We start from the raw sequence: 24,069 nt of genomic DNA, 5'->3' as shown, positions 1-24,069 counted from the left end.
AGGCTGTTTTGGAAGCAGGAATATCAACACAAAAGCATTGAATAATTTTTTTAATCTTGTAGTGACTTAATTTACTGTTTTCTATCATGATTCTAGACTAACATAATCATTTTGCTAGTCTAGAGCCTTATTTTTTGAGGTTCTTAATAAAAAATTAGATGGTTACAACTCAATTCAAACCCAAGAAGAAATATTAAAAGCTATGAATTGTACCCATAACAGCCTATTCCATATTTGGCAGCGCCATGATGCAGATAAAATATTTAAATCTATTAAATACTAATTTTTTCTTGTACAAAAAAATTAAATGATGCGTATTTCATAATCTTATAAATATAAAAAAGCCTCTAAAGTAATTAATTATTTTAGAGGCTTATGCAAGCTAATTAAGCATTACATATTCGGGTAGTTCGGACCACCGCCACCTTCCGGTGTTACCCAGGTGATATTCTGAGATGGATCTTTGATGTCACAGGTCTTGCAGTGCACACAGTTCGCGGCGTTGATCTGGAAGCGTTTCGAACCGTCATCATTTTCCATGATTTCATACACACCTGCCGGGCAGTAGCGCTGTGCAGGCTCATCCCATTTCGGCAGATTCACATCTACCGGAATCGAAGCATCAGTTAACTTTAAGTGCGCAGGCTGGTTTTCTTCATGCACCGTATTCGATACAAATACTGAAGACAGACGGTCAAAGGTCAGCTTGCCATCCGGTTTTGGATAGTTCGGCTTGAAGTTCACTGCATCGACCGTTTTCAGAGTTTTAAAGTCTGGCACCAGATCATGTAGGGTGAACGGCACTTTAAACACGTTCTGGTCGATGAAGTTGAATGCACCACCCATCCATTGACCGAACTTGTGCATTGCCGGGCCAAAGTTACGTGCGCTATACAACTCTTCTTTCAGCCAGCTATTGTTGAACTTGTCTGTATAAGATGTGAGTTCTTTAACAAAGAAGTCTTCGCCTTCGGTCACACGCGCAATCGCCAGATCACCACCTTTTTCTACACCGGCAGCAATCGCTTCAAAGACTGCTTCGCCACACAACATGCCTGATTTCATCGCAGTGTGTGAGCCTTTGATTTTGGCAAAGTTCAGGAAGCCTGCATCATCACCAATTAAAGATCCACCCGGGAAGGTAAATTTCGGCAGGGAGTTAAAGCCACCTTTAGTTACTGCACGCGCACCATATGAAATACGCTTGCCGCCTTCCAGGTACTGTTTGATCAGTGGGTGGGTTTTCCAGCGCTGCATTTCCATAAATGGATACATGTGTGGATTTTCATAAGAAAGATCCACGATCATGCCTAGGGTTACCTGATTGTTTTCAGCGTGGTAGAGCCACCAGCCACCTGAAGAACCGGTTTCAGATAAAGGCCAGCCTGCACCGTGCATTACCAGGCCTGGTTTGTGTTTCGCTGGATCGATTTCCCAGAGTTCTTTAATGCCGATCCCGTAGTGCTGCGGATCAGCATCTTTATCCAGATTGAATTTTTGGATCAGGCGTTTACCTAAATGACCGCGACAGCCTTCAGCAAAAATGGTGTATTTGGCATGCAACTCATAACCTGGTGCAAAGTTATGCGTCGGTTCGCCATCTTTACCAATACCCATGTCACCGGTTTGGATACCTTTCACCGTACCATCTTCATGATACAGAATTTCAGAAGCAGCAAAGCCCGGGAAGATCGATACTTCCAGCTCTTCGGCTTTCTGGCCTAACCAGCGCACCACGTTACCCAGTGAGATCACGTAGTTACCATCGTTATGCATAGTTTTAGGCACCATCCAGTGCGGTGCTTCTTGTGATTTTTCATCTGAAAGAAGGAAGAAAGTTTTGTCTTCTGTCACTGGCACATTTAAAGGTGCACCTTCTTCTTTCCAGTTCGGGAATAGTTCGTTCATGGCACGTGGTTCAAGCACAGCACCCGAAAGAATATGTGCACCGACTTCGGAGCCTTTTTCTACGACACAAACGGACAGATCATTTAAATTGTTTTCAATTGCAAGTTGACGGATCTTGATTGCAGCAGACAGGCCGGCAGGACCCGCACCTACGATCACAACGTCAAACTCCATCGATTCACGTTCGATGTGTTCCATGTAGGACTCCTCATATTTCTATTCGGTGGCAACCATAATCGGATGATTGGGTGCTGCCATGAGTGTTCTGAATTCCTAGACACAAAAATAGTAGTGTCTTTAAGCATCTGGGCTAGTATAGTTTTAAACCCAGGTTAAGCCAATTGGCTGAAACATATTATTTTTCCGTCATTAAGGTCTTCTTTATATGAATAAGTCAGCACCCGATAAAAATCCGACGAAAAAAGTAGCTTCTAGCGATGATAAAAATTTAATGGATATCGCACAATACTTAAAAGATGCACAGGGCAGTCACAAAAGGTCAATCCCGCCTTTGGATCAATGGCAGCCAAAGCATTGTGGCGCAATGGATCTCAAGGTTTTGGCCAATGGAGAATGGTGGCACGAAGGTCAATTGATCAAGCGTCAGCCGATGATAGACCTGTTTTCCACGGTACTCTGGAAAGAAGAAGGAAAATTCTATCTAAAGACGCCGGTTGAAATGATTGAAATCGAGGTCGAAGATGAACCTCTGTTTGTAAATCAGGTCGATCAGGTCAAGATTGAAGGCAGGACTTACCTGCAACTGACCACCACGACTCAGGACATCATTATTGTCGATAGCGAACATCCTATCTTTATGCGTCAGTATCAGGATGAATTGCGCCCTTATGTGCATGTGCGTTTTGGAATCAATGCGCTTATTCAGCGGGCTGCTTTTTTACATCTGGTGGAGATGGGCGAGCTTGGTGAAAATGCTGCTGGAGAGACGGTTTTAAGCTTGAAAAGTGGTGATTTAGACTTGCATTTAAGCACCTGAGGTTTAAGCTTTGTCGCAAGGTCATTTGAAACAAGCAACTAGCAACGTTATGAGCGCTATCCAACCGATTTATCCCTTAGTAGATCCCATGCCTAAAGCCAGTGCTGATGCACCTATCGGGATTTTTGATTCTGGTGTGGGAGGGTTGTCGGTTGCTTTGGAAATTGCCCGGTATTTGCCCAATGAACGCTTTGTTTATTATGCCGACACGGCTTACGTACCTTATGGGCCCCGTAAAGATCAGGAAATCCGTGACCTAACTGCGCGAGCGATTGAATGGCTGTATCGTGAAGGCTGTAAAGTTGCAGTCGTTGCCTGTAATACCGCTTCTGCATTTAGCCTGGATTATTTACGTGAGCATTATGGTGAAAACTTTCCTATCATTGGACTGGTGCCAGCGCTCAAACCTGCAGTCCTCAATACCCAATCCAAAACGGTGGCCGTTCTGGCCACACCTGCAACCTTTCGTGGCCAGCTGATTAAGGATGTCATGACCCGTTTTGCCGAGCCGGCACAGGTCAAAGTAATTCCGGTGACCTGTCTGGATCTGGTGCCTTTTGTAGAAGCCGGTCAGCAGATGAGTCCTGAGTGTCTGGCGACATTAACTCAGATTTTACAACCGGTTGTTGATCAGGGTGCTGATTATTTAGTGCTAGGATGTACACATTACCCCTTCCTAAAATCGTCAATTCAGTATATTTTTGGTCAAAAGCTGACATTAATTGACTCAGGATTCGCGGTTGCGAGACAAACGGCCCGAATTTTGATCAAAAATGGGTTATTATTTGAACATGAGTGCAAGGACAGTCTAAAAATCCGACTTGTGGTTAGTGGTCAAAATGCTGAACAGCTCCAGCCGATTTTAGGGCATCTGATTCCAGCCGATATTAAATGGCAGGTCAGCAATATGGAGACAGAAGTCAGCTAGGCGACCGTCACTCATCTTATAATTTTGAAAGATATATTTTTATACTGGGGTCGTCATATTGTGTCAGGGCAGGGTTTAGCCGGCCAGATCAATGTGCAGTAAAAGAGGATAACCAATGCTCGATAAACGTTATCAGGTGTTTATCTCCACCTCTGGTGCAGAAATGCAGCCAGAGCGGATCATCTTGTCACAAACTTTGGTCGGCATGGGTTTCTTTTCCTGGGGGCTGGAACAACGCACTCCTTTAAATACTGCATTTGCACGTCGCCAGATTGATGATTGTGATTATGTGGTGATTCTGCTGGGTAGCCAGTATGGCGAGCAGTCGGTTTCCGGTGTAGGTTATATGCATCTGGAATACATTTACGCTGTGACCAAGCAGAAACCGATTATTGTGTTTATGCATGAAGATCCGGCTTCACGTGATCCTTCCTTGCACGATGCGAAACCTGAATTACAAGAAAAATTTAAAGAATTTCGTCAGTTATTGCAGCAGGAAGCTGATCAGGTCTTTTGCTATCGTACCTTGCGCGATCTGGAAATGGCGGTACGTTTGAACATGCCGCAAATGCTGGAACGTTATCCGGTAAGTGGCTGGGTACGTCCTCAGAATACTCAAGCCTTGCATGACGAGATTGACCAGCTCAAAGCTAAAGTGGCCCAACTGGAACGCGATGGGGGGACACGTGAAGTGGATCCTTTCCTGAGCCTGCCGAAAGTGTCTATGCATGAAGTTTTCTCCTTCGAATACCGTATGCATGCTTATCAGGATGGTAACTTTAAAGAGCTAAAAGTTCAGAAGAGACTGACCTGGGCACAATTGCTGGCTATTCTCGGCTCTACATTCATTAATCCGACGCCGGAGGAATTTTTCTCCAAGCGTATGAATGAGTATTTGAATGAAACCGGTCTGGAAGATGCACGAGCGGAAATGCCGCGCGCGCATGCTGTAGCCCGTGCCCAGATTAATATTCGCGCCTTGCATAGCCTGAAATTGCAAATGCGCCAGAATGACTGGATTGTACCGTCAGGCCGTGATGACCGTCAGCGTCTGCTTTGGCAGATTACGCCTAAGGCACAAAAACTGCTGGACAGTAACTTGCTGGATAAAGATCGTACTTTTCAATATAAGTCAGTGTATTAATCCATATAGAGAATAAGTAAAAAGCTGTTAAAGTAAGCGGGTTGATACCACGACGGGCGTACTGCATGTTTTCTACAGCTAAACCAAAAGTTACGATTATATTGGCAAATTTAGGCACACCCGATGCACCGACTGTGCCGGCAGTACGCGATTTCCTGAAGCAGTTTTTATCTGATCAGCGTGTCATTGAAATTCCCAAGCCGATCTGGCAACTCATCCTGCGTTTATTTATTTTACCGTTCCGTCCCAAGCGAGTTTCCCAGGCTTATGCACAGGTCTGGGGTCAGGATTCACCGATGCGTGAGATTCTGCTGCAGCAGGTGAGTCAAGTAAAGGCCAAACTCATTGAACAATATCCGCAATTTGAACTGAATGTGGTGCCTGCCATGACCTATGGCAATCCCAATATTCAGGCTGTCCTTGATCAGATTTCGGTTCAACCGCAAGATCACATTATTCTGTTTCCGTTATTTCCCCAGTATTCAGCGACCTCTACCGCACCTCTGTATGATGCAGTCGCAAAATGGGTGCTGAAACAGCGCAATTTACCTGGTTTGTCGATTATCCGCGATTATTATCAGCATCCCTTATTTATTCAGTCACTGGCACAAAGTGTTCGGGATTATCAGGCGATTCATGGGCAGCCGGAAAAACTATTGATGTCATTTCATGGTATCCCGCAGCCCTATGCCGATAAAGGTGATCCTTATGCGGATCGTTGCCGGATTACAGGCAAACTGGTTGCAGAAGCCTTAGGTCTATCTGAAGATCAGTATGCAATTAGTTTCCAGTCCCGGTTTGGTAAACAGGAGTGGGTTAAGCCTTATACGGATGCCTTAATTGAAGAGTGGGGCAAACAGGGCGTGAAATCAATTCAGGTGATGAGTCCGGCTTTCTCGGCCGACTGTTTGGAAACACTGGAAGAGCTGGCTATGGAAAATGGGGAGACCTTCAAGGCCAATGGCGGGGAAAGCTACAGTTATATTCCGGCTTTGAACAACCGTGAAGATCATGTGCAATTGCTCAATACGCTGTTACAGGCTAATCTTGAAGCATTGAATCAGACGCTTGCCCATTAATCTTTTGAGGTTTCTTATCCTATGTTACAAGTCAAAATTGTTCCTGTGACTGCATTTCAGCAAAACTGCTCGATTCTTTGGGATAGCGACAGTAAAGAGGCTGTTTTGATTGATGCAGGGGGCGAACCTGAAAAATTAAAAGCGGAAGTAGAAGCACTGGGCTTAACGGTCAAGGCTTTATGGCTGACTCATGGCCATCTCGATCATGCTGGAGCAGTTGGTGCTTTAAAAAAAGTTTGGGATGTGCCGGTGATTGGTCCGCATAAGGACGATGCATTCTGGCTGGATATGATTCAGGAAGTGTCTACCCGTTACGGTTTTCCGATTCCGGAAAAAGTAGAAGTCACGCAATGGCTGGAAGGTGGAGAAGTTCTCAAGCTGGGTGATGAAGAGTTTGAAGTGCGTTTTGCTCCGGGTCATACCCCAGGTCATGTGATGTTCTATAACAAGAATCATGCTTTGTTATGGACAGGGGATGTACTGTTTAAAGGCTCAATTGGACGGACAGATTTTCCGCGTGGCGATCACCAACAGCTACTCGATTCAATCCAGCGCGAATGTTTTAGTCTGCCGGATGAAACCCGGTTTATTTCAGGACATGGTCCGATTAGTAATATTGGTTTTGAAAAACAGCATAATCCTTTCATTGCGGGAAAAGCCGGTTAAAGTAGGTGAAAAGATCAGCCTAGCTGGTCTTTTTATTTGCTAAAAGGATTATTTAAAGACTGACGGGTTTGTGCGTAGATCAGCCAAGTCATAATGGCAAGCAGAATTCCAACAACAATAAATAAGCCATCCTGTTGGAAAATGCCTATTCCTAATGACAATATCGCAAGTATTCCTACCCCAATTAAAATGATCTTTAGAATAATGTAGCCCATGTTCTTGCTCTAAAATAATGTGATATTTCTGCGTAAGAACATAGTATTAAACTGGCATATGTGCTGTTAACTTGTGTTGGTTTTCTACAAGCCTTTTATAAAAATCATGTGATTATTTAGGATATGCTTAATGTGATAGGATATTTTAAAAGGTTCAGTCTTCTTCAGAAGATTCAGCTGCGGGAGCATCTTGGGTTGGCAGTTTGTATTCCTCACTGGCCCAAGCGCCTAGATCAATCATTTTGCAGCGTTCCGAGCAGAAAGGACGAAATTCATTATTTTCCCAAGTGGTCAGTTTGCCACAGCGTGGACATTTTAAAGTGGTCGGCATCAGCACACTCCCTAGAAAAATAAAGCTTCGATTAGGCAAATATAACTGCACTTGTTAGACTTATACAGTTTTTATTAGTTTGATCTGATTATGTCGATTCGTCAATTTCAAGCACAGCGTATGCATGCGCCTCGTGATTTCCAAAGTATCAGTTCTGAACCGGTTTGTGTGGAAATCGGTGCGGGCAAAGGTAAACACGCATTGCTCTTTACCCAGACCAATCCGAACAGCAAGCTGATAGCGATCGAGCGGACTCGAGAGAAATTTTTGGCCATGCAAAAACAGCATGCGCTGGAAGGACAGCCGAATTTACAAACGGTTCATGCCGATGCTTTGCCGTGGATTGTGCATGCACTCTATCCAGCACAAGTCGAACAGTTTTTTATTTTATATCCGAACCCTGAGCCGCATAACCCGGCGCAGCGCTGGTTGAATATGCCATTTTTTGAGTTTTTATTATCGCGTTTAAAAACTGGTGGCACGATCACTTTAGCGAGTAACATTCCTGAATATATTGAGGAGGCAGAGCAGCAGGTTCAAAACCTGTGGAAGCTGCCTTTTGTTAAAGAAGTCATTGGCCAAGACTCGGCAAGAACTCATTTTGAAATTAAATATCTAAAGCGTGGTGAGTTGTGCCAGCAATTGATTATTAGTAAACCGGAAGGCTATACAACGCGTTTTGATGAGTTTCAGCCGTTACAAGGGCAGAATGCGAGTTCGGCGGAATAAGCCATGACGAAACGCATTGCAATTGTGGGTGCTGGCCCGGCAGGCTTGATGGCTGCAGAAGTTCTGAGCCAGTCTGATTATGAAGTTCGTGTGTTTGAACAGAAGCCTTCGGCTGCCCGTAAATTCCTGATGGCTGGGAAAACCGGCCTAAATATTTCTCATGCCGAACCCGTCGAGCAGTTTGTGCAGCGTTATGATCAGGTAGACTGGTTAGCGCCTTGGATCAAACGCTGGGATGCCATATGGATTCAAAACTGGATGAGAGATCTTGGCATTGAACCTTATATTGGTTCCTCAGGTCGGGTCTTTCCTACAGAAATGAAAGCCGCTCCACTATTGCGTGCCTGGTTAAAACGTCTGACTGAGCATGGCATCCAGTTTCATTATCGCCATCAAATTCTAAATCTAAAAAATCATCAGCTACACATTCATGATTTAAAAAATGATTGCGCATTCACAGAAAATTTTGATGCGATTGTTTTGGCTTGTGGTGCAGTGTCATGGTCAAAACTCGGCAGTGATGGGAAATGGCAAGCATGGCTTGATTGCAGCGAGATTGAACCTTTCCAAGCCAGTAATGCAGGTGTGGAATATCCATGGTCCAAGTTTATGCAGCCAATCTTCGGTCAGCCCTTAAAACGGGTCGAAGCTTGGGTTGATGGCGGTGACAAGACTATGGGTGATATTGTGATCAGTCACTATGGTCTGGAAAGTGGTCTGATCTATAAACAGGGTCGGGGACTGCGTCAACAGCTGAAACAGGGGCAGCCGATGCAGCTGAATCTGGATCTTTTTCCGGATCAAACCTTAGAGCAGCTGGCTAAAAAATTACAGCCAAGTAAAAAGCAGTCTTTGAATAATATCTGGCGGAAAGCAGGTTTAGAGGGTGCAAAAGCTGCTCTGGTGCGTGAACTGGTACCAAAGCCACTTTGGCAAAATGCTACTGAATTAGCACAGCAGATTAAGCAATTGAAAATTCCTTTAACAGGTTTCCGTCCTATACAAGAAGCGATTAGCTGTGCAGGTGGCGTTAAACGCGAGGTTCTGTCAGAGCAGCTTCAGCTTAAATCCAATCCACATGTATTCTTATGCGGTGAAATGCTGGACTGGGACGCGCCTACAGGGGGCTATTTACTCACCGCCTGTTTTGCCACTGGACGTGCAGCAGGTGAGGGTGTGCATCAATATTTGCTTGAAAGATAAATTATTTAAATTGTTCTTCTAGCTAAATGTAGCTATGATGCGCACATTTGAAAACCCATAATTATGAGTATGAATTACAGACCCGATATCGATGGTTTGAGGGCAATTGCTGTACTTCTCGTAGTATTTCAGCATTTAGGATTTCAGTTCCTATCAGGCGGTTTTATTGGTGTTGATGTTTTTTTTGTCATTTCGGGTTTTTTGATTACCAAAATTTTATATCAAGACATTCAACAAGAAAAATATAGTCTAGGTCATTTTTATAAGAAGCGAATCGTTCGATTAGCACCAGCTTTATTTAGTGTACTGGTTGTCACTACATTGTGTGCTTTTTCAATATTTACTCCGCATGATTTACTTGATTATATTGAAAGCCTTTTATATTCAACGTTATTCACAGCTAATATTTATATGCGTCAAAATGCGGGTGATTACTTTAGCCCGATAGTTGAAGAAGTCCCATTGCTACATTTATGGTCATTAGGTGTAGAAGAACAATTCTATATTTTCTGGCCTCTTATTTTACTTTTTGCTTTTAAATATATTAGAAAAAATTATTTTGTATCGTTTGTCATTGTTTTGATATTAGCTTCACTGGCTTTTGCAGAATATTCAATGACGAAAAATGCAGCTAAAGCATATTATAAAATGCCTGTAAGAGCATTTGAGCTATTAATTGGTAGTCTCATTGTATTTATGCCGCAAATTAAAGTAAAAGTGACGCTTGCTCGCTTATTGGTTTGGGTCAGTATTCTTACCCTAATCGTATGCGGTATCCTTTTTGGTTTAGGAATTAAATTTCCAGGACTTTCAGCACTTATTCCGTGTATTGCTACAGCGCTGATTATTTATTTTGGGCAGTACTATCAGAATAATTTCATCTTAAATAATCCTACGAGTATTTGGTTTGGAAAGATTTCTTATCCATTATATTTATGGCATTGGCCTATTATTGCTTTTTGTAATGTCTATGCGATTCAGTGGAATATTACAACACGAGGGGTTGTCTTTACTGCATCAATACTAGCTGCATTTTTAACTTATAAGTTTATCGAGATACCTGCAAAAACATTACTTAAATATCCAGCTCGTCGTATAGTTAAAATAGGATATTTGATGCCATTAGGAGTAGTACTTTTAATTTCACTTTCTACCTATCTGAGTAAAGGTTTCCCAAATCGTTTCGATCAGGTCGTACAGGAGCAAGATCAAGCATTACAAATGTTTGCACATCGTATTCGAGGAGTTTGTGAGGGTGGACCATCTCCAGATCAATTGCCATTGTCAGATCAATGTGTGCTGGGCGTAAAGAAAGATCAGATAGATTTTCTTGTGTTAGGTGATTCACATGCAAGTGCTTATACGGGAATGTTAGATGTTTGGGCAAAAGATCAAAAATTACGTGGTTATGATATTACTCAAGGCGGTACTTTCTATATGCCAGGCGTCGTTTTTTCTGAGACTAAAAATAGTATTGAAAAAATTGAAAATAAGTTCAAAACACGAAATGATCTTTTAACTCAGTTCTTAACGCAACATCAATTTCAGACCATTGTTCTGTCTGGTTATTACAACTTATATTTAAAAGATACTGTAAAGCTAGATGATGGAACTAAGCGTGATTCTGAAACGATTTTCTTTGCTGCGTTTGATCAAGCGATTCAAAATGCGATTCAAGCAAGTGAACGCGTTATTATTCTTTTAGACGTACCACAATTAGAAAATACTAGCTCAAACTGTATTATGAAAAAACACACAATTCGTTCTGATTTAGATTGTCATTTTAAACGTAAAGACATAGATATTATGAATAAGAAATTTATTCAATTTATACATCAGCTTCCAGAGCGTTATGCTCAAGTGAAGGTTATTGATCCTAAAAAGGTATTCTGCAACGACATTCAATGCACGAGTTACATTAAAAATGTCCCACTATATCGTGATAAAGATAGTAATCATTTGAATTATCGTGGTTCACAAGAAATAGGAACTATTTACTTAGAGAGATTTGGAAACCCACTGGTTTATGATTAAAAAAAAGACCATCTACATAGATGGTCTTTTTTTTATTGAGTTTGCTTCCTCCAGCGTTCCAGTTGCTCTTGGGCATGTAGATATTTGCCCAGACCTTTTACATTTTCACTGGCTTCATTCACAGTAGTGGCCTGAGATTTTGGACTATTCACCAGTTTTTCCTGATGTTCCCAGTATTGATACATCAAACCCTGAATATAACGGCCCTGTTCAGTTTTAAGCTCCAGATCTTTGAGCATATTTAACGAAGACTGGACATGATCGCGTTGACGTTGCTGGACAAATTCCGGGGTCAGATTGTCATCATTGCGCATGCCATTGAGTTCAGCTTCCAGATCCGCGCTCATTTCCTGGAAACGTTCCTCATAGTCATTCAAGACAGCAATATCATGTGGATCATCTTCTGTTTTGGGGAAGTTTTTTACGGGTCCAGTTTTCAATTCTTGCATGATTTCCTCTGATGCAGAGTCTTCTGTTGCCTGCTGTTCTACAGATTGTGAACTTTTCTGGTCACAGGCCATCAAAAACATGGCGGCAGTGAAAAGTGCAGTTCGTGACATCAATTGAATCGTGTGCATGATTGAATCCTGTTCCTAATTATTTTTCTTGAATACATAAACATAGGTGACATAAGGGAAATTAATCATATCTTCTGCACCCTTGTCCGTATAGTTTTTGATAATTTGTTCGAATTGCTGCTTGAGCTGCTGTTGCTGTTCTTTTGGTAGTGCCGCAATAAAGCTAGTTGACAATAAGCGTTTGGAAACCACCTGCTCGACAGGGCCATGCTGTAGCTGTTGCATTTGCGTTTCAGCATAAGGCTGAAAGAGATTCTGTTCTTCAAATACTTTACGCCAGGCACCACTATGATAGCGTGGCGTATTGCCTTCCAGTGGTGCAATGCAATCTGCCAGAGCTTTGACCCAGTCGACTGTGATATCACGCTGGTTCCAGACCAGTACCAGAAAGCCTTGAGGTTTAAGTACCCGATCCAGCTCCTTTAAGGTTTTCAGATTGGCAAACCAGTGAAATGACTGTGCACAAAACACGGCATTCACGCTATGATCGGGCAGGGGAAGCTGGTGGCTCATCCCTTCAAGGGTATGAATATCCGGATGTGCCAGTTTTAACTGGGCCAGCATCTCAGGGACAGGATCAATGGCGATGATGTGACTACTGAGTGGACGCAAATAGGGAATAAATTTACCTGTTCCTGTTCCCAAATCGACAAGATCTGCATCTACAGGCAATGACAGTGTCTCGGCAAGCCATGGGCTAAGATCTGCCGGATAGTCAGGACGTACCTGCTGATAAAGCTCAGCAGCTGCACTAAACCCCTGTTGAGCTGCAGGATGCAGTGATTGTGTCATATTTTGCGCTTTTTAATCTTTTTCATCGATATAAAATAGCATATTCACTTTTTCGGCCCTATTCATTGAGTGAATTGTTGCCGAAAAGTTAGATTCACCAGCACGGGAAAGTTATGGATAAGCAGATTGTTTTTGAAGATGAGCATATACGCGCAATTTTTATGCCGGGGTCATCTTCAGAATTGATTTTTTCATTTGGAGATTTGATTACCCGTGCCAAGGGCTTAAGCATCAATGCCGAAAAATCATTAGCGAAATTTGAATTTAATGTTTTGGGAATCATGCCCAAACATAAATCCTGGTTTCCAAAAAGTTCCATGTGGAACATGTTGCAAGCCATTGCCGAGCTGATTGCACCGTTTCAGCAGCGCATTGCCTACGGTGGCTCCATGGGTGGCTATGCTGCGATTAAATATTCCAATCTGCTGAATGTTCAGCGAGTGGTGGCGATGGTGCCGCAATATTCGATTGATCCGGAAGATGTCGAAGATGCCCGCTACAACATGTTTTACCAGCCCGAGCTGAATGAAGGCATGCGGATTGAGGCAGAAGATGTCAGTCCGGAACGGGAATATATTCTGGTATATGACCCGTATTGCACCGAAGACCGGGTACATTACCTGAAACTAGAAGCCGTACTTCCGCAGCATCATGTACTGCATCTGCCATTTACCGGCCATGACGCCATCGCTGTTCTGGCCAGCTCCGAGCTGCTGTATGACTTTTTATTGCATGAATATGATGAAAGTTATTTCTACCAGAAAATGCGCCGGGTCAAAAAAAACAGCAAGTTCTATTATCGCAAGGTGATTGAGAATATCCTGCCGAGGCATCGTTTTGCTTTAGGACGTATTCTGAAAAATAATGATCTGCTGCTGGATACCCAGTTTTTTGATGCAGCGCAAAAACAGGTGATTTTGCGTGAATTGCTGAGTAATAAACAGGTCGATCAGCAGGATCTGCTTAAGCTCGGAATTCACGTCAATCTGCCGCAGGAAAAGCGCCAGTTATTGCTGGATGCCTATGGACATGCACTGGTCTTTAACGTCATCAGCAACAAGATCGAAAGCTATACCGGTGATGCTATTGCACTGAACCATAAATTCCTGATTCCAATCTATGCCAAAGGTAATGGCTTGCTGACCATCAATCTGAATGATGAACGTTATCTGGTGGTGATGAATGACCGGCATATCATGAAACTGGTCAAGGAGCAGGATGAATTAAATGTAGGCATGCATCCGATTATTATGAAACGCTATGCTGATTTTTATATGTTCAGCTATAAACATCTGAATTTGCATACAGATGAATACGGCGCTTCCGGTTTCGTTGACGCAAGTGACAAAAATACACAGTTTGTGACACGAAGTGAAATGAACTAACCAAAAAATTTATCTAAAAAACAAATACTTGACTTATATTTGCTAAGGCCTAATATGGTCTTAGGCGGTATGAAAAATAGTCACACCGCTCCCGGTTGTTTATATGACAAGGGAGTAAATATATGCAATCCAAACAAGTTACAAGTATTTGTTTTATTCTTGGACTGATGCTGCCTAATTTTGCACACGCGGAAAGTGTGCATCCTGCAGTGATCTTGCTCAGTTCTTCTCTTATTTTTCTGATCTTTCTCAGTGTATATGTGATTTATAAGGTGCGCCGTTCTCTGCGTAACCATATTGATAAGTCTGTAGATTAACCACTTCTGACAGTAAGTTGCTTGAAAACCCTGCAGGACTTGTTTTAAATGGCAATCAAAATAAATTGTCAAACAAGGTTGAGGGTAGCGCCATGAAAGCCGCTTATTTAGATTATGCTTCTTTAGACCAACAGGATTTGGACTTTCAGGCACTACATGCAGTATTTGATCAGCTGGTCTTATACCCGGCCACATCGGCTGCAGAGATTCAGTCTCGTGTGGCCGATGTCGATGTCATCATTACCAACAAAGTTATGATTGACGCGGCAACCATCCAGCAATGCCCTCAACTGAAACTGATCCTGATTTCTGCTACGGGCACCAATAATGTCGATCTGGCTGCGGCCAAGGCATGTGGCATTGTGGTGTGTAACTGTCAGGCTTATGGCACCTCTGCCGTCGCTCAGCATACCCTTATGCTGATGCTCAATCTGGCCACTTCATTTTTAACCTATCAACGTGCAGTACAGCAGGGCGAATGGCAAAAGGCCAGCCAGTTCTGTCTATTGGGTGCGCCAATTGTAGAATTGGCAGGCAAGACCTTAGGTATTGTTGGTTATGGTGAGCTGGGCCATGCAGTTGCCAGACTGGCAGAAGCCTTTGGCATGAAAGTACTGATTACAGCTTTGCCCAACCGTCCAGCAGATGATTCCCGTATTCCATTTGCAGAGTTATTGCCACAAGTGGATTTTTTAAGCCTGCATTGCCCTTTAACGGAAGATACCCGTCATTTAATCAGTCATGCCGAATTGGACGCGATGAAACCAAGTGCATTTTTAATTAACTGTGCACGTGGCGGAATCGTTGATGAACAGGCGTTGGCTCAAGCCTTACGCGAAGGCAAAATTGCCGGTGCTGCGACGGATGTACTAACTGTTGAGCCACCAAAAGAAGGCAATGTATTGCTTGATGCTTCAATTCCTAACCTGATTGTTACACCGCACAATGCCTGGGGTAGTGTCGATGCCCGTCAACGCATTGTGGATCAGATGGTGGAAAATGTAGCAGCCTTTAAGCAGGGTCAGCCTATCCGTCAGGTAAATTAAAAACTGCCAAATAAAAACTAAATGCTGATTAAATTCGATCAGCATTTTTTTCGGTTTTCTGGCGTAATATATTTATCTAATAGCTTTAAAAATTCACTCTGAACCAGTGCAGACCGGGGGTTAAATATAATTTCCTGATAGACGCGCTTAAATTCGGGTACCCGTTCATCGGGACGCTTGTCATAAGATGTTCGATAATGGGTTTCAAACATATAAATCAGATGATTCTGCGAAAAATAAGCAGTTCGATAGCTATAAATGTCATCTCCTTGAGTCCCGATTCTTAATTTACACATATCCTTGATCCGATACAGGTCGGCATTATTGCCAGATGCGGGCCTAAATTCAGCTTCCTCCAAGTGTTCTATATGCTGGATTTTTTCGCCTTCGGTTTTATGGTTATAAGGATTCGCACTAGACAGGCTCGGGATGGAGGATAATTCATCATCAATCGCAGCAATTGAGGTCACGGTTTCACCTGAAACCAGTAAAGTGATGTACAGGATGGCTACACCACACAGAATGCCGGCGATAAAGCTGAGGAGAATTTTTTTCATTTTTATTATCTTCTCATGATTTTATTTGAGTTCAGTCTAAAGAAAGACTCAACTATCTTCAATGCTTAAAAGAAAAAGCCCGTAATGGGCTTTTTTCAATGCGATGATTTAAAGATCATCTACTGCATAACTGGTCGCTGTACCGGAACTTGACTGGGGCTGTGATACCGATGAATTTTGAGTTGAGGTAGATGGCTGACTCAAAGGCTGCTGCACGATCGGTGCCTGTTGTGAATTGCCGCGCCAGACTTCTCGGGTTTGCTGAATTTTCTGACCCGTTTGCTGTGCTGCCTGAGTCGCACCCTGATCTACTTTCTGGATGGTATCTGATGCTGCAGACTTGGTATTGCCCCAGGCACGGTCTACACCCGGTTTGATTTTGGCAATGCCTTTTTCAGTGACTTCACCTACTTTTTCAGCGGTATTGATAACGCCTTCCTGTGCTTTATAGGCAAACACATGCAGCAGGTTCGGATTCTCACCATAAGGTGCAATCGGTTTGTTGGTCTGAGTGGTTTCGGTCTGTGCAAATACAGGTGCGCAGAACATTAAAGCTGTCGTTAAAATAATTGGGGTTTTGATATTCATTATGGATCGACCTCGAATTCGTCAAAGAGCGGTCTGAGTTTGGTTTTCAGTGTAACGGATAATCAGCCAAAAACAATGAATAAGCTATGGAGAGAGTATAGGTTCAGCGTAGTTTGATGCGAGGATCTTATAATTTTTAAAAGGAAGAAAAGGCAGTTTAAATCAGAAGAAAAATTAAATTTCTGTTCATTCAAATAAATAGCCCTATTTTCATCATAAAAACAGGGCGATCTATTTAATCACATTGAGTTAGGGCATCTTTAGCAAAATGATTGCGCAGAATTACAAAGTTCTTTTGTACTGCCGTATCGTGCAGGTCAAATTTTTGTGCCGTGCTGGTACCGTCACGCTGGAAAGTTGCTGAACCGGCATCAATCAGGGTCAGGCCTTTAAATGACCATTGTTCAACTGAACGGTTGTTGCCGATGTCGCCAGTAAATTCAATCACGCATTTGTCGAGGAATTTGGTCAGTTTCGCCTTATTGTTGGTTGTTTCTGGAATAACTTCGAGATTTTGTACTTCCTGTAATACACCCAGTTCCAGCTGTGGAATGGTCGGTTGAGATGTACATGCTGTAAGTGCGATACCCGCAAGAGTCGTCATAATGAGTGTTTGAAATTTCATGCGCTTCTTTCTTGTTGAGTGTTGTTAGGGTGAGTATATGAAATATATAGGGATATGCCTATAGTTTTTGAGCTTAAGGGCTAAGGTGTATGGTCTGTTTTTTTTCGTGCATAGTTATATAGGATCACCAAAACGGTGATCATAATAAAGCTAAAAAAATGTAGCCAAAAAGTACGTTGAATCCCTGCAAATACTAAAATTTCAGTGATGATTGGGGGGAGAATACCAATCATCAAATATTGAGCTATTGAAAGGGATTTTCTATTTTTCATGGTTTTATTGTGATCTTATGGGAGATGTAAAGATCAGCTAATTTGACCTTTGACCCTAAGTAATCAAGCCTGAAGGACCGATTCGATCTTCACTTAAGTAATATTCACCTTTGTAATTTAGTAAGGTTAAAATATATTTTCTTAATAGATTACTTACATTATGGAAATCATTTTCAGCTTTTTCAAAGTAATTCTCATGTCCAAATGGAAATACTAAGCCCTCATGTATCAGATCGTTTCGATTTTTAAGGGAAAACTTAACCATAGGGTTGTCTCTAGATATTCCAATGTCTTCAAACATGCGCCTAGTCATTTCTGCTGAACCAACTTGCCCGAATTTTTTATGTATATATTGTTTCGTTTTTCTGGTAGGCGGGAAATAATTTTCTAAGTCTTTAGGTGCAACATCTAAAGCAGGATAATCTTTATGTGAAAAATATCCTCTAGAGTATTTATATCCTTTATCTAAGGCAAATGTCTGCTTCAAATTTTCTATAGCAACGTAGTGAGAAATTAGAGAAATCTCATAAGCTAATGATGGGCGATATGCCTCACAAATATAGCCAAAGATTACTGTTAATTGCCTTTTCGATTTTAGTTTTTTAAATGTTGGATAAACTTGCTCAATGAAGTATCTAATGTCTTGACCTCTATTTTCTATGATATTGTTTTTATTATTTATAGTACCTAAAGTGCCATGCCAATGTTCTCCGCTATCGTATTTATAACCAGCTCTGCAAACATATGATTGCTGACAAAATGAAAGTAACCAACAAAGATCATCAATAATTTGTAATATAGATTCAATTTCCGTGGATTGAACATTCAGTATTTTTACTACTGTTGTGATTTTTTGCTGGTTTAGAAATTTATATTGGTTAAAGTGAATATCAATTTGTTTGAATTCAAAAATATATCCTTCACACTTAATAATTGTTGTATTTCTAGAGCGTCTTGTTTCAGAAATATTTGAAAAATCCTCCCCCACCATGAATAGATTGAATAAAAAGATTTCTAGTGTTTTCATAGCAATATTAATAAAAAACCCCACTAATTTATAGCGGGGTTTCGTGTATTTTACAACCAATTAGGTTTTAGTGTTGAAGCACTGAAATATCCGCAACTTTAGTGAACAGGTCACGAAGCTGAGCAAGCAGACGTAAACGGTTTGCTTTTAGTTCAGCATCATCCGCCATCACCATGACGCCGTCAAAGAACGCATCTACTGGTGCGCGTAAGGCAGCCAATGCAGATAACGCAGCAGTGTAATCTTTAGAAGCAAACAGCGGCTCAACCACTGGTGTGATTTTTGCAAGTTCAGCAAATAATGCTTTTTCAGCATCTTCCACCAGATTGGCTTCAACCACAGCACCTTCAGGTGCAGCTTCTTTGGCAAGGATGTTGGCAACACGTTTGTTGGCAGCAGCAAGTGCAGCAGCTTCAGGCAATGCACGGAAGTGATTTACCGCATTTACACGCTTGTCAAAATCAAGAGGTGATTTAGGTGACAGTGCTTGAACAGCCTGGATCACGTCAACATCAACGCCTTGGTCTTCGTATTTCGCACGGTAACGACCTTCAAGGAATGCAACTGCATCTGTCAAAGTCTTCTCATGGTCTTTCAATACATCGCCATAAGCAGCTAGAGCCAGTTTGATCAGGTCTTCAATGGATACATCAAGTTCGTTTTCAGTCACCAGACGCAGGATACCAATCGCAGAACGACGTAGCGCAAATGGGTCTTTAGAACCTGTTGGTGCCTGACCGATACCGAAAATACCAGTCAAGGTATCTAAACGATCCGCAAGAGCAATCGTTGTACCAGTTTTAGTCTTAGGCAGAACGTCACCCGCGAATTTAGGTAAATACTGCTCACCTAAAGATTCAGCCACTTCATCATTTTCACCTTCAAGACGCGCGTAGTAAGTACCGGCGATGCCTTGAAGTTCAGGGAATTCACCCACCAGCTCAGACGTTAAGTCGCATTTTGCAAGAAGAGCCGCTTTTTCAGCATCTTCAGCTTTTGCACCTGTAATCGGAGCCAGCGCGACAGCCAGTTTGGCAATACGTTCAGACTTGTTCCACAAAGTACCCAGTTGTGCCTGGAATACCATGTTGGCCAGTTTCTCTTTACGAGACGCAAGCGGTTGTTTCTGGTCTTGCAGGAAGAAGAATTCTGCATCTGACAGACGCGGACGAACTACTTTTTCGTTACCTTCAATGATTTGAGTCGGATCTTTAGACTCAATATTAGAAACGGTAATGAAGTAAGGCTGTAATTTGTTTTCAGCATTCACCAGACAGAAATACTTCTGGTTGTCCTGCATGGTAGTGATCAGCGCTTCTTGTGGAACTGCAAGGAAGCGTTCTTCGAAGCTGGCACGTAATGCAACCGGCCATTCAACCAGTGCAGTGACTTCGTCACGGAGATCCGCAGGAACAATGGCAATCGCATTCACTTCATCAGCCAGTACTTTGACTTGCTGATCGATGATTGCTTGACGCTCTTCAAAAGACGCAATCACTTTCGCAGCGCGCAGGGCATCCAGATACGCATCTGCATTGGCCAGAATAATCGCTTCAGGCGCATGGAAACGGTGGCCATAAGTCACGTTGCCTGCTTTATGATCCTGAATGGTTGCATCAATCACATTGCTGTCTTTTAACAACACCACCCATTTTACCGGACGAACGAATTCAGTACGGCTAGCAGCAGAACGCATGCGTTTTGCAATTGGCAATTGATCCAGAGCATGTTGCAGGATTTGTGGCAGTAAAACGTCCAGACTTTGGCCTTTCACATCTTTCAGGTAGCAGACTTTTTCAACTTTACCGGCTTGGAAAGTAGACACCTGATCAACCGTAATGCCTTGACCGCGCATAAAGCCTTCAAGTGCTTTGGTTGGTTTGCCTTCAGCATCATAAGCCGCTTGCACAGCAGGACCGTCAAAACGTTTTTGCGTATCCGCTTGAGCAGCATCAACATTTACGATTTTAAGTGCCAGACGACGTGGCGCTGCATAAGCTTCGATCGCATCGAAAGCCAGACCCGCATCTTTTAAGCCTTTTTCAGTTTCAGCTTTTAAAGCATCACGTAATTTTTTCAGGCTTTTTGGAGGAAGTTCTTCACAGCCAAGTTCAAATAAAACTGTATGTTTAGACATTATTTGTTCTCCGCTGATTTTTCTGCTTGAGCCGCTTCTGCTTCTACTTGAGCTTTAAGCTGAGCCAGGACTTCGTCACGTAGGTGAGGTTCTGCCATTGGGAAACCAAGTTTCGCACGTGCTGCTACATAACTGGTCGCAATTGAACGTGCCAAAGTACGCACACGCAGAATATAACGCTGACGTTCAGTCACAGAGATCGCGCCACGCGCATCTAACAGGTTAAAGCTGTGTGATGCTTTAATCACTTGCTCATAAGCAGGTAATGGCAGTTCAGCTTCGATTAAACGGGTCGCCTCAGCTTCGTAGAAATCGAACAGTTCGAACATTTTTTCTACTGGTGCATATTCGAAGTTATAAGTCGATTGTTCTACTTCATTTTGATGGAACACATCGCCATACGTCACAGTACCGAACTGACCTTTGGTCCAAACCAGATCGTAAACTGAGTCTACACCTTGCAGATACATCGCCAGACGTTCCAGACCATAAGTGATTTCACCGGTTACTGGGTAGCATTCAACACCACCGACTTGCTGGAAGTAAGTGAACTGAGTCACTTCCATGCCGTTCAGCCAAACTTCCCAGCCTAGACCCCATGCGCCCAGTGTTGGAGATTCCCAGTTATCTTCCACGAAACGGATGTCGTGAACTAAAGGATCAATACCGATTGCCTTTAAAGAATCTAGGTAAAGCTGCTGGATGTTGTCCGGGTTTGGCTTAAGCACAACCTGGAACTGGTAATAATGTTGCAGACGGTTCGGGTTCTCACCATAACGACCATCTTTCGGACGGCGTGATGGCTGAACATAAGCAGCATTCCAGGTTTCGGGACCTAACGCACGAAGGAAAGTTGCAGTGTGGAATGTCCCTGCACCCATTTCCATGTCGTAAGGCTGTAACACGACGCAGCCTTGCTCCGCCCAGTAGTTTTGTAAGGCAAGAATTAAGCCTTGGAAGGTATCAATATGCGATATGGCGCGACTCATGGTCATCCACTTAAAATTAGAGAAAAATTGTGCTTGATTATAAGGATTTTACAGGGGAGTGGCAAAGGGTTAATACGCTGAAAATATTTTGGAAAAAATTAAAATGGTCTTCATTCATGCCAGATTTTGCGCGGCTTTGCTGCAATTTTATGCTGGAATAGCAATGGGATGAGATCCAAAAATCAGGAATAAATCAGATGTATAGCATCCTGTTCACTGAAGCGCGATAAAGTTAAACTGATCTCATACGATTGCGGTCTTAGAATTAGTTTAATCTTCACACAATATAATAATGCCTAATAATAAGGAACTTCATGACCACTTACCAAATTCAGTGCCATTTAAAATACAAGATTGTGCAACCTACCGAATTTATTTTTATGGTTCAGGTCGCCCATCATCCCGATCAGAATATTCTCGGAGAACAGCTCACTATGAATATGCCGGTCAAGTGGCATGAATTTCAGGATGCTCAGCATCAAAACCGTCATATCCGGTTGCAACTCGAACCCTGTGAGGCATTTGAACTGAACTATAGCGCGACAGTTACCCGTCAGCCGAGCATTCCGAATGATCTGAGGCAAAACTTGAGTGAAGTCAAAATTCCAGACCTGCCGGATGAAGTACTACCTTATTTGCTGGCCAGCCGCTATTGCAATTCAGATTTATTACTAGAAATGGCGAAACGTTCATTTGGCTGGATGATACCCGGCTATACGCGTGTAAAAGCCATCGAACAGTGGATTTATAACAATATTTTTTATGTCTCTGGCTGTTCTGATCAGTTTACGACTGCAACGGATGTGCTGGTCCACCGAGCAGGTGTATGCCGTGACTTTGCTCATTTGGGCATTGCGCTGTGTCGTGCTTTAGGAATTCCGGCACGCATGGTGGTCGGTTATGTGGAAATTGAAAAATTTTTACCCGATTTTCATGCCATTTTTGAAGCCTATCTGGAAGGAGGATGGGTACAGTTTGATCCGACCCGTTTAGCCCCGGTCGACGAGCTGATTCGCATTGGTACTGGGGTAGATGCCGGAGATGTAGCATTTTCAACCTATTATGGTCAGGTCGAGCTGCTTAAAATCGAGCCTCTGATTAAACCTGAATGCGATAGCGGCGCTGAGGCTAAAATTACCTGACATGAATGATCTTATTGAAAATCCTATGAGAGATTGAATAGTAAAATAGGACTAGATGGATGGTTTTTCTCTGGTGTGTGACTTAGCTTTTTAAACAGCATCCATTTAAGTGTAATTAAAAGATATAAAATAAATACATCTTTAAAGCGACTAGTTTTATAATGCGCAAAATCTGTAAACATTAAAATCAGGCGCGCCGTGTTCCATTCCAATCTCGACTGGCTCAATACCTTAAAACCGAATTTTAAAGTTCTTCCACTCAAGGACCGTTTACTCTGCGGTATTGGGGCACTACTGGGTCTCACGGTATCATCATTACTGAGTTTATGGATTCTGGGTGATTTTGAAGCCTGGTATATTGCGCCGATGGGGGCCTCATCTGTGCTGCTGTTTGCAGTTCCGGCCAGTCCCTTGGCACAGCCCTGGAATATTCTGGTAGGTAATACTATTGCTGCGGTAGTGGGTGTGACCTGTGCCTTGTTTATTGCCAGTCCGACCGAAGCTTTTACTCTAGCGGTAGCTTTGGCTATTATCCTGATGATGACCACCGATTCCCTGCATCCACCGAGTGGTGCTGTGGCTATTACGGCGGTACTCGGCGGCAATGCGGTGCATGAACTCGGCTATGCTTTCGTTTTCTATCCGGTGCTGCTGAATTCGATCTTATTGATGGTAATTGCGATCGTCTTTAATCGAATGATTGGCAAGCGTTATCCGCAGCAGGCGCAATTGAATACCCGTTCCAAAGATCCGACCCCGACCCAGAAAGTCACTATTCAGCCGCAAGATATTCAGGAAGTACTAGATCAGCAAACCGAGCTGCTGGACATTAGTGAATATGACCTGCAAAAGATTATTCTGGAAGCGCAGGACCGAGCCAATGCCCGTGCGGTCAACCAGTTTACCTGTCAGGACATTATGACTAAAGACGTGGTGACCCTGCATGCCAATGATAATATTCAGCATGCACTGGATAAATTTAAAGAAATGAACCTGATGAGCCTGCCGGTGGTTAATGCGGAAGGCAAGCTGGTGGGAACGCTGGCCATGTATCAGGTGGTAGAATGGTTTAAACGTGCTGCAGATGTGCGCAGCAGCTGGGAACATCAAGTCAAACATATTATGACCCGCAAAGTGGTCACTGTGCAGCCATTGCAGCCGATTCAGGATCTGGTGCCCTATTTTGTGGAGCGTTCCTTTAACTATATTCCGGTAGTGAGTGAGCAGCGTCTGGTCGGAATTATCAGCCGCGCAGATATTATTGCTGCGCTGAATCAGGAACTGAACCATTTTAAAATGAGAGCTTAAAGCTGTTTTGAATAGTTCTGAAAAAAAAAGCACCCTCGGGTGCTTTTTAATTTGGAATCTGGATTTATTTAA

The 24,069-nt window shown here is 42.8% G+C and carries 24 protein-coding genes and 1 pseudogene; 13 read left to right on the top strand and 12 right to left on the bottom strand.

What is annotated here, in order from left to right:
* Nucleotides 1-88, bottom strand: a pseudogene (locus FTV12_RS08715) (IS1595 family transposase); the annotation flags it as partial.
* A gap of 305 nt (nt 89-393) precedes the next feature.
* Entirely contained in the window at nt 394-2,106 is a 1,713-nt protein-coding gene (locus FTV12_RS08710) for an electron transfer flavoprotein-ubiquinone oxidoreductase (RefSeq protein ID WP_005232462.1), read from the bottom strand.
* A gap of 187 nt (nt 2,107-2,293) precedes the next feature.
* Here FTV12_RS08710 and FTV12_RS08705 point away from each other — a divergent pair, with 187 nt between their 5' ends.
* The 5 genes from FTV12_RS08705 (at nt 2,294) to FTV12_RS08685 (ending at nt 6,722) form a co-directional block, all read left to right on the top strand.
* On the top strand, nt 2,294-2,905 hold the full coding sequence (locus FTV12_RS08705; RefSeq protein WP_159123934.1) for a DUF1285 domain-containing protein: 612 nt from the start codon (nt 2,294-2,296) through the stop codon (nt 2,903-2,905).
* A 49-nt stretch (nt 2,906-2,954) separates the two neighbouring features.
* On the top strand, nt 2,955-3,833 hold the full coding sequence (gene murI, locus FTV12_RS08700) for a glutamate racemase (protein WP_166138033.1): 879 nt from the start codon (nt 2,955-2,957) through the stop codon (nt 3,831-3,833).
* Nucleotides 3,834-3,948: 115 nt separating this feature from the next.
* Entirely contained in the window at nt 3,949-4,977 is a 1,029-nt protein-coding gene (locus FTV12_RS08695; protein ID WP_166138036.1) for a DUF4062 domain-containing protein, read from the top strand.
* Nucleotides 4,978-5,042: 65 nt separating this feature from the next.
* Nucleotides 5,043-6,056: a ferrochelatase gene (gene hemH / locus FTV12_RS08690; protein WP_180011881.1), complete on the top strand. Its 1,014-nt coding sequence runs from the start codon at nt 5,043-5,045 to the stop codon at nt 6,054-6,056.
* Between the two features lie 21 nt (nt 6,057-6,077).
* A complete protein-coding gene (locus FTV12_RS08685) occupies nt 6,078-6,722 on the top strand; it encodes an MBL fold metallo-hydrolase (protein ID WP_180011882.1) in 645 nt (214 codons plus the stop codon).
* Nucleotides 6,723-6,754: 32 nt separating this feature from the next.
* Here FTV12_RS08685 and FTV12_RS08680 read toward each other — a convergent pair whose 3' ends face one another.
* Both FTV12_RS08680 and FTV12_RS08675 read right to left on the bottom strand, forming a co-directional pair.
* Nucleotides 6,755-6,937: a hypothetical protein gene (locus tag FTV12_RS08680; RefSeq protein WP_004781764.1), complete on the bottom strand. Its 183-nt coding sequence runs from the start codon at nt 6,935-6,937 to the stop codon at nt 6,755-6,757.
* A gap of 154 nt (nt 6,938-7,091) precedes the next feature.
* Nucleotides 7,092-7,268 (bottom strand): DNA gyrase inhibitor YacG, encoded by a 177-nt coding sequence (locus FTV12_RS08675; RefSeq protein WP_180011884.1) that lies wholly within the window; start codon nt 7,266-7,268, stop codon nt 7,092-7,094.
* Nucleotides 7,269-7,352: 84 nt separating this feature from the next.
* Here FTV12_RS08675 and FTV12_RS08670 point away from each other — a divergent pair, with 84 nt between their 5' ends.
* From FTV12_RS08670 to FTV12_RS08660, 3 genes are all read left to right on the top strand, one after another.
* Nucleotides 7,353-7,997, top strand: a complete 645-nt coding sequence (locus FTV12_RS08670; RefSeq protein ID WP_180011909.1) for an SAM-dependent methyltransferase — start codon at nt 7,353-7,355, stop codon at nt 7,995-7,997.
* A 3-nt stretch (nt 7,998-8,000) separates the two neighbouring features.
* The gene (locus FTV12_RS08665) at nt 8,001-9,200 is read left to right on the top strand and encodes an FAD-dependent monooxygenase (RefSeq protein ID WP_180031145.1); all 1,200 of its coding nucleotides are present in this window, start codon (nt 8,001-8,003) and stop codon (nt 9,198-9,200) included.
* Nucleotides 9,201-9,263: 63 nt separating this feature from the next.
* Nucleotides 9,264-11,234, top strand: a complete 1,971-nt coding sequence (locus FTV12_RS08660) for an acyltransferase family protein (RefSeq protein ID WP_159123926.1) — start codon at nt 9,264-9,266, stop codon at nt 11,232-11,234.
* Between the two features lie 32 nt (nt 11,235-11,266).
* Here FTV12_RS08660 and FTV12_RS08655 read toward each other — a convergent pair whose 3' ends face one another.
* Together FTV12_RS08655 and FTV12_RS08650 are read right to left on the bottom strand one after the other, a co-directional pair.
* Nucleotides 11,267-11,812, bottom strand: coding sequence for a hypothetical protein (locus FTV12_RS08655; RefSeq protein WP_180031147.1), 546 nt, complete (start codon nt 11,810-11,812; stop codon nt 11,267-11,269).
* Nucleotides 11,813-11,827: 15 nt separating this feature from the next.
* Nucleotides 11,828-12,604, bottom strand: a complete 777-nt coding sequence (locus FTV12_RS08650; RefSeq protein WP_180031149.1) for a class I SAM-dependent methyltransferase — start codon at nt 12,602-12,604, stop codon at nt 11,828-11,830.
* A 113-nt stretch (nt 12,605-12,717) separates the two neighbouring features.
* On the opposite strand from FTV12_RS08650, the gene FTV12_RS08645 reads away from it, so the two are divergent.
* The 3 genes from FTV12_RS08645 (at nt 12,718) to FTV12_RS08635 (ending at nt 15,352) form a co-directional block, all read left to right on the top strand.
* The gene (locus tag FTV12_RS08645; RefSeq protein ID WP_180018238.1) at nt 12,718-13,989 is read left to right on the top strand and encodes a hypothetical protein; all 1,272 of its coding nucleotides are present in this window, start codon (nt 12,718-12,720) and stop codon (nt 13,987-13,989) included.
* 122 nt (nt 13,990-14,111) lie between these two features.
* Nucleotides 14,112-14,306 carry a hypothetical protein gene (locus FTV12_RS08640; RefSeq protein WP_005232434.1) on the top strand — a complete coding sequence of 65 codons (195 nt, stop codon included), beginning with the start codon at nt 14,112-14,114 and terminating at the stop codon, nt 14,304-14,306.
* A 92-nt stretch (nt 14,307-14,398) separates the two neighbouring features.
* Nucleotides 14,399-15,352, top strand: coding sequence for a 2-hydroxyacid dehydrogenase (locus tag FTV12_RS08635; RefSeq protein WP_180033860.1), 954 nt, complete (start codon nt 14,399-14,401; stop codon nt 15,350-15,352).
* Between the two features lie 38 nt (nt 15,353-15,390).
* Here FTV12_RS08635 and FTV12_RS08630 read toward each other — a convergent pair whose 3' ends face one another.
* The 6 genes from FTV12_RS08630 to glyQ all read right to left on the bottom strand — a co-directional run bounded on the left by FTV12_RS08630 (nt 15,391) and on the right by glyQ (nt 21,547).
* Nucleotides 15,391-15,909, bottom strand: a complete 519-nt coding sequence (locus FTV12_RS08630) for a hypothetical protein (protein WP_179992852.1) — start codon at nt 15,907-15,909, stop codon at nt 15,391-15,393.
* A gap of 108 nt (nt 15,910-16,017) precedes the next feature.
* Entirely contained in the window at nt 16,018-16,497 is a 480-nt protein-coding gene (locus FTV12_RS08625) for a hypothetical protein (RefSeq protein ID WP_180031153.1), read from the bottom strand.
* Nucleotides 16,498-16,732: 235 nt separating this feature from the next.
* Nucleotides 16,733-17,122, bottom strand: coding sequence for a hypothetical protein (locus FTV12_RS08620; RefSeq protein ID WP_180011895.1), 390 nt, complete (start codon nt 17,120-17,122; stop codon nt 16,733-16,735).
* 327 nt (nt 17,123-17,449) lie between these two features.
* A complete protein-coding gene (locus FTV12_RS08615; protein WP_180031159.1) occupies nt 17,450-18,421 on the bottom strand; it encodes a hypothetical protein in 972 nt (323 codons plus the stop codon).
* A gap of 67 nt (nt 18,422-18,488) precedes the next feature.
* Complete coding sequence (glyS, locus tag FTV12_RS08610; protein ID WP_180031161.1) at nt 18,489-20,558, bottom strand: glycine--tRNA ligase subunit beta; 2,070 nt, start codon at nt 20,556-20,558, stop codon at nt 18,489-18,491.
* Nucleotides 20,558-21,547 (bottom strand): glycine--tRNA ligase subunit alpha, encoded by a 990-nt coding sequence (gene glyQ / locus FTV12_RS08605; protein ID WP_005232423.1) that lies wholly within the window; start codon nt 21,545-21,547, stop codon nt 20,558-20,560. The genes glyS and glyQ overlap by 1 nt, the downstream gene beginning before the upstream one ends.
* A gap of 314 nt (nt 21,548-21,861) precedes the next feature.
* On the opposite strand from glyQ, the gene FTV12_RS08600 reads away from it, so the two are divergent.
* Nucleotides 21,862-22,689, top strand: a complete 828-nt coding sequence (locus tag FTV12_RS08600; protein ID WP_180031163.1) for a transglutaminase family protein — start codon at nt 21,862-21,864, stop codon at nt 22,687-22,689.
* Nucleotides 22,690-22,887: 198 nt separating this feature from the next.
* Nucleotides 22,888-23,997 carry an HPP family protein gene (locus tag FTV12_RS08595; protein ID WP_180033859.1) on the top strand — a complete coding sequence of 370 codons (1,110 nt, stop codon included), beginning with the start codon at nt 22,888-22,890 and terminating at the stop codon, nt 23,995-23,997.
* The last annotated feature ends 72 nt before the right edge of the window (nt 23,998-24,069 follow it).

Origin of the sequence: Acinetobacter sp. YH12233, assembly GCF_013417725.1 — a bacterium.
GTDB lineage: Bacteria > Pseudomonadota > Gammaproteobacteria > Pseudomonadales > Moraxellaceae > Acinetobacter.
Note: the sequence above shows the minus strand (reverse complement) of the source record. Positions and strands in the feature narration are given on the sequence as shown.

What these genes read in the sequence shown, in the direction of transcription:
- FTV12_RS08635 (WP_180033860.1), top strand. Translation starts at nt 14,399, where the DNA reads ATGAAAGCCGCTTATTTAGATTATGCTTCTTTAGACCAACAGGATTTG.
- glyS (WP_180031161.1), bottom strand. Translation starts at nt 20,558, where the DNA reads ATGTCTAAACATACAGTTTTATTTGAACTTGGCTGTGAAGAACTTCCT.
- FTV12_RS08615 (WP_180031159.1), bottom strand. Translation starts at nt 18,421, where the DNA reads ATGAAAACACTAGAAATCTTTTTATTCAATCTATTCATGGTGGGGGAG.
- FTV12_RS08705 (WP_159123934.1), top strand. Translation starts at nt 2,294, where the DNA reads ATGAATAAGTCAGCACCCGATAAAAATCCGACGAAAAAAGTAGCTTCT.
- FTV12_RS08710 (WP_005232462.1), bottom strand. Translation starts at nt 2,106, where the DNA reads ATGGAACACATCGAACGTGAATCGATGGAGTTTGACGTTGTGATCGTA.
- FTV12_RS08665 (WP_180031145.1), top strand. Translation starts at nt 8,001, where the DNA reads ATGACGAAACGCATTGCAATTGTGGGTGCTGGCCCGGCAGGCTTGATG.
- FTV12_RS08685 (WP_180011882.1), top strand. Translation starts at nt 6,078, where the DNA reads ATGTTACAAGTCAAAATTGTTCCTGTGACTGCATTTCAGCAAAACTGC.
- FTV12_RS08640 (WP_005232434.1), top strand. Translation starts at nt 14,112, where the DNA reads ATGCAATCCAAACAAGTTACAAGTATTTGTTTTATTCTTGGACTGATG.
- murI (WP_166138033.1), top strand. Translation starts at nt 2,955, where the DNA reads ATGAGCGCTATCCAACCGATTTATCCCTTAGTAGATCCCATGCCTAAA.
- FTV12_RS08645 (WP_180018238.1), top strand. Translation starts at nt 12,718, where the DNA reads ATGGATAAGCAGATTGTTTTTGAAGATGAGCATATACGCGCAATTTTT.
- hemH (WP_180011881.1), top strand. Translation starts at nt 5,043, where the DNA reads ATGTTTTCTACAGCTAAACCAAAAGTTACGATTATATTGGCAAATTTA.
- FTV12_RS08650 (WP_180031149.1), bottom strand. Translation starts at nt 12,604, where the DNA reads ATGACACAATCACTGCATCCTGCAGCTCAACAGGGGTTTAGTGCAGCT.
- glyQ (WP_005232423.1), bottom strand. Translation starts at nt 21,547, where the DNA reads ATGAGTCGCGCCATATCGCATATTGATACCTTCCAAGGCTTAATTCTT.
- FTV12_RS08600 (WP_180031163.1), top strand. Translation starts at nt 21,862, where the DNA reads ATGACCACTTACCAAATTCAGTGCCATTTAAAATACAAGATTGTGCAA.
- FTV12_RS08620 (WP_180011895.1), bottom strand. Translation starts at nt 17,122, where the DNA reads ATGAAATTTCAAACACTCATTATGACGACTCTTGCGGGTATCGCACTT.
- FTV12_RS08655 (WP_180031147.1), bottom strand. Translation starts at nt 11,812, where the DNA reads ATGCACACGATTCAATTGATGTCACGAACTGCACTTTTCACTGCCGCC.
- FTV12_RS08660 (WP_159123926.1), top strand. Translation starts at nt 9,264, where the DNA reads ATGAGTATGAATTACAGACCCGATATCGATGGTTTGAGGGCAATTGCT.
- FTV12_RS08675 (WP_180011884.1), bottom strand. Translation starts at nt 7,268, where the DNA reads ATGCCGACCACTTTAAAATGTCCACGCTGTGGCAAACTGACCACTTGG.
- FTV12_RS08630 (WP_179992852.1), bottom strand. Translation starts at nt 15,909, where the DNA reads ATGAAAAAAATTCTCCTCAGCTTTATCGCCGGCATTCTGTGTGGTGTA.
- FTV12_RS08625 (WP_180031153.1), bottom strand. Translation starts at nt 16,497, where the DNA reads ATGAATATCAAAACCCCAATTATTTTAACGACAGCTTTAATGTTCTGC.
- FTV12_RS08680 (WP_004781764.1), bottom strand. Translation starts at nt 6,937, where the DNA reads ATGGGCTACATTATTCTAAAGATCATTTTAATTGGGGTAGGAATACTT.
- FTV12_RS08695 (WP_166138036.1), top strand. Translation starts at nt 3,949, where the DNA reads ATGCTCGATAAACGTTATCAGGTGTTTATCTCCACCTCTGGTGCAGAA.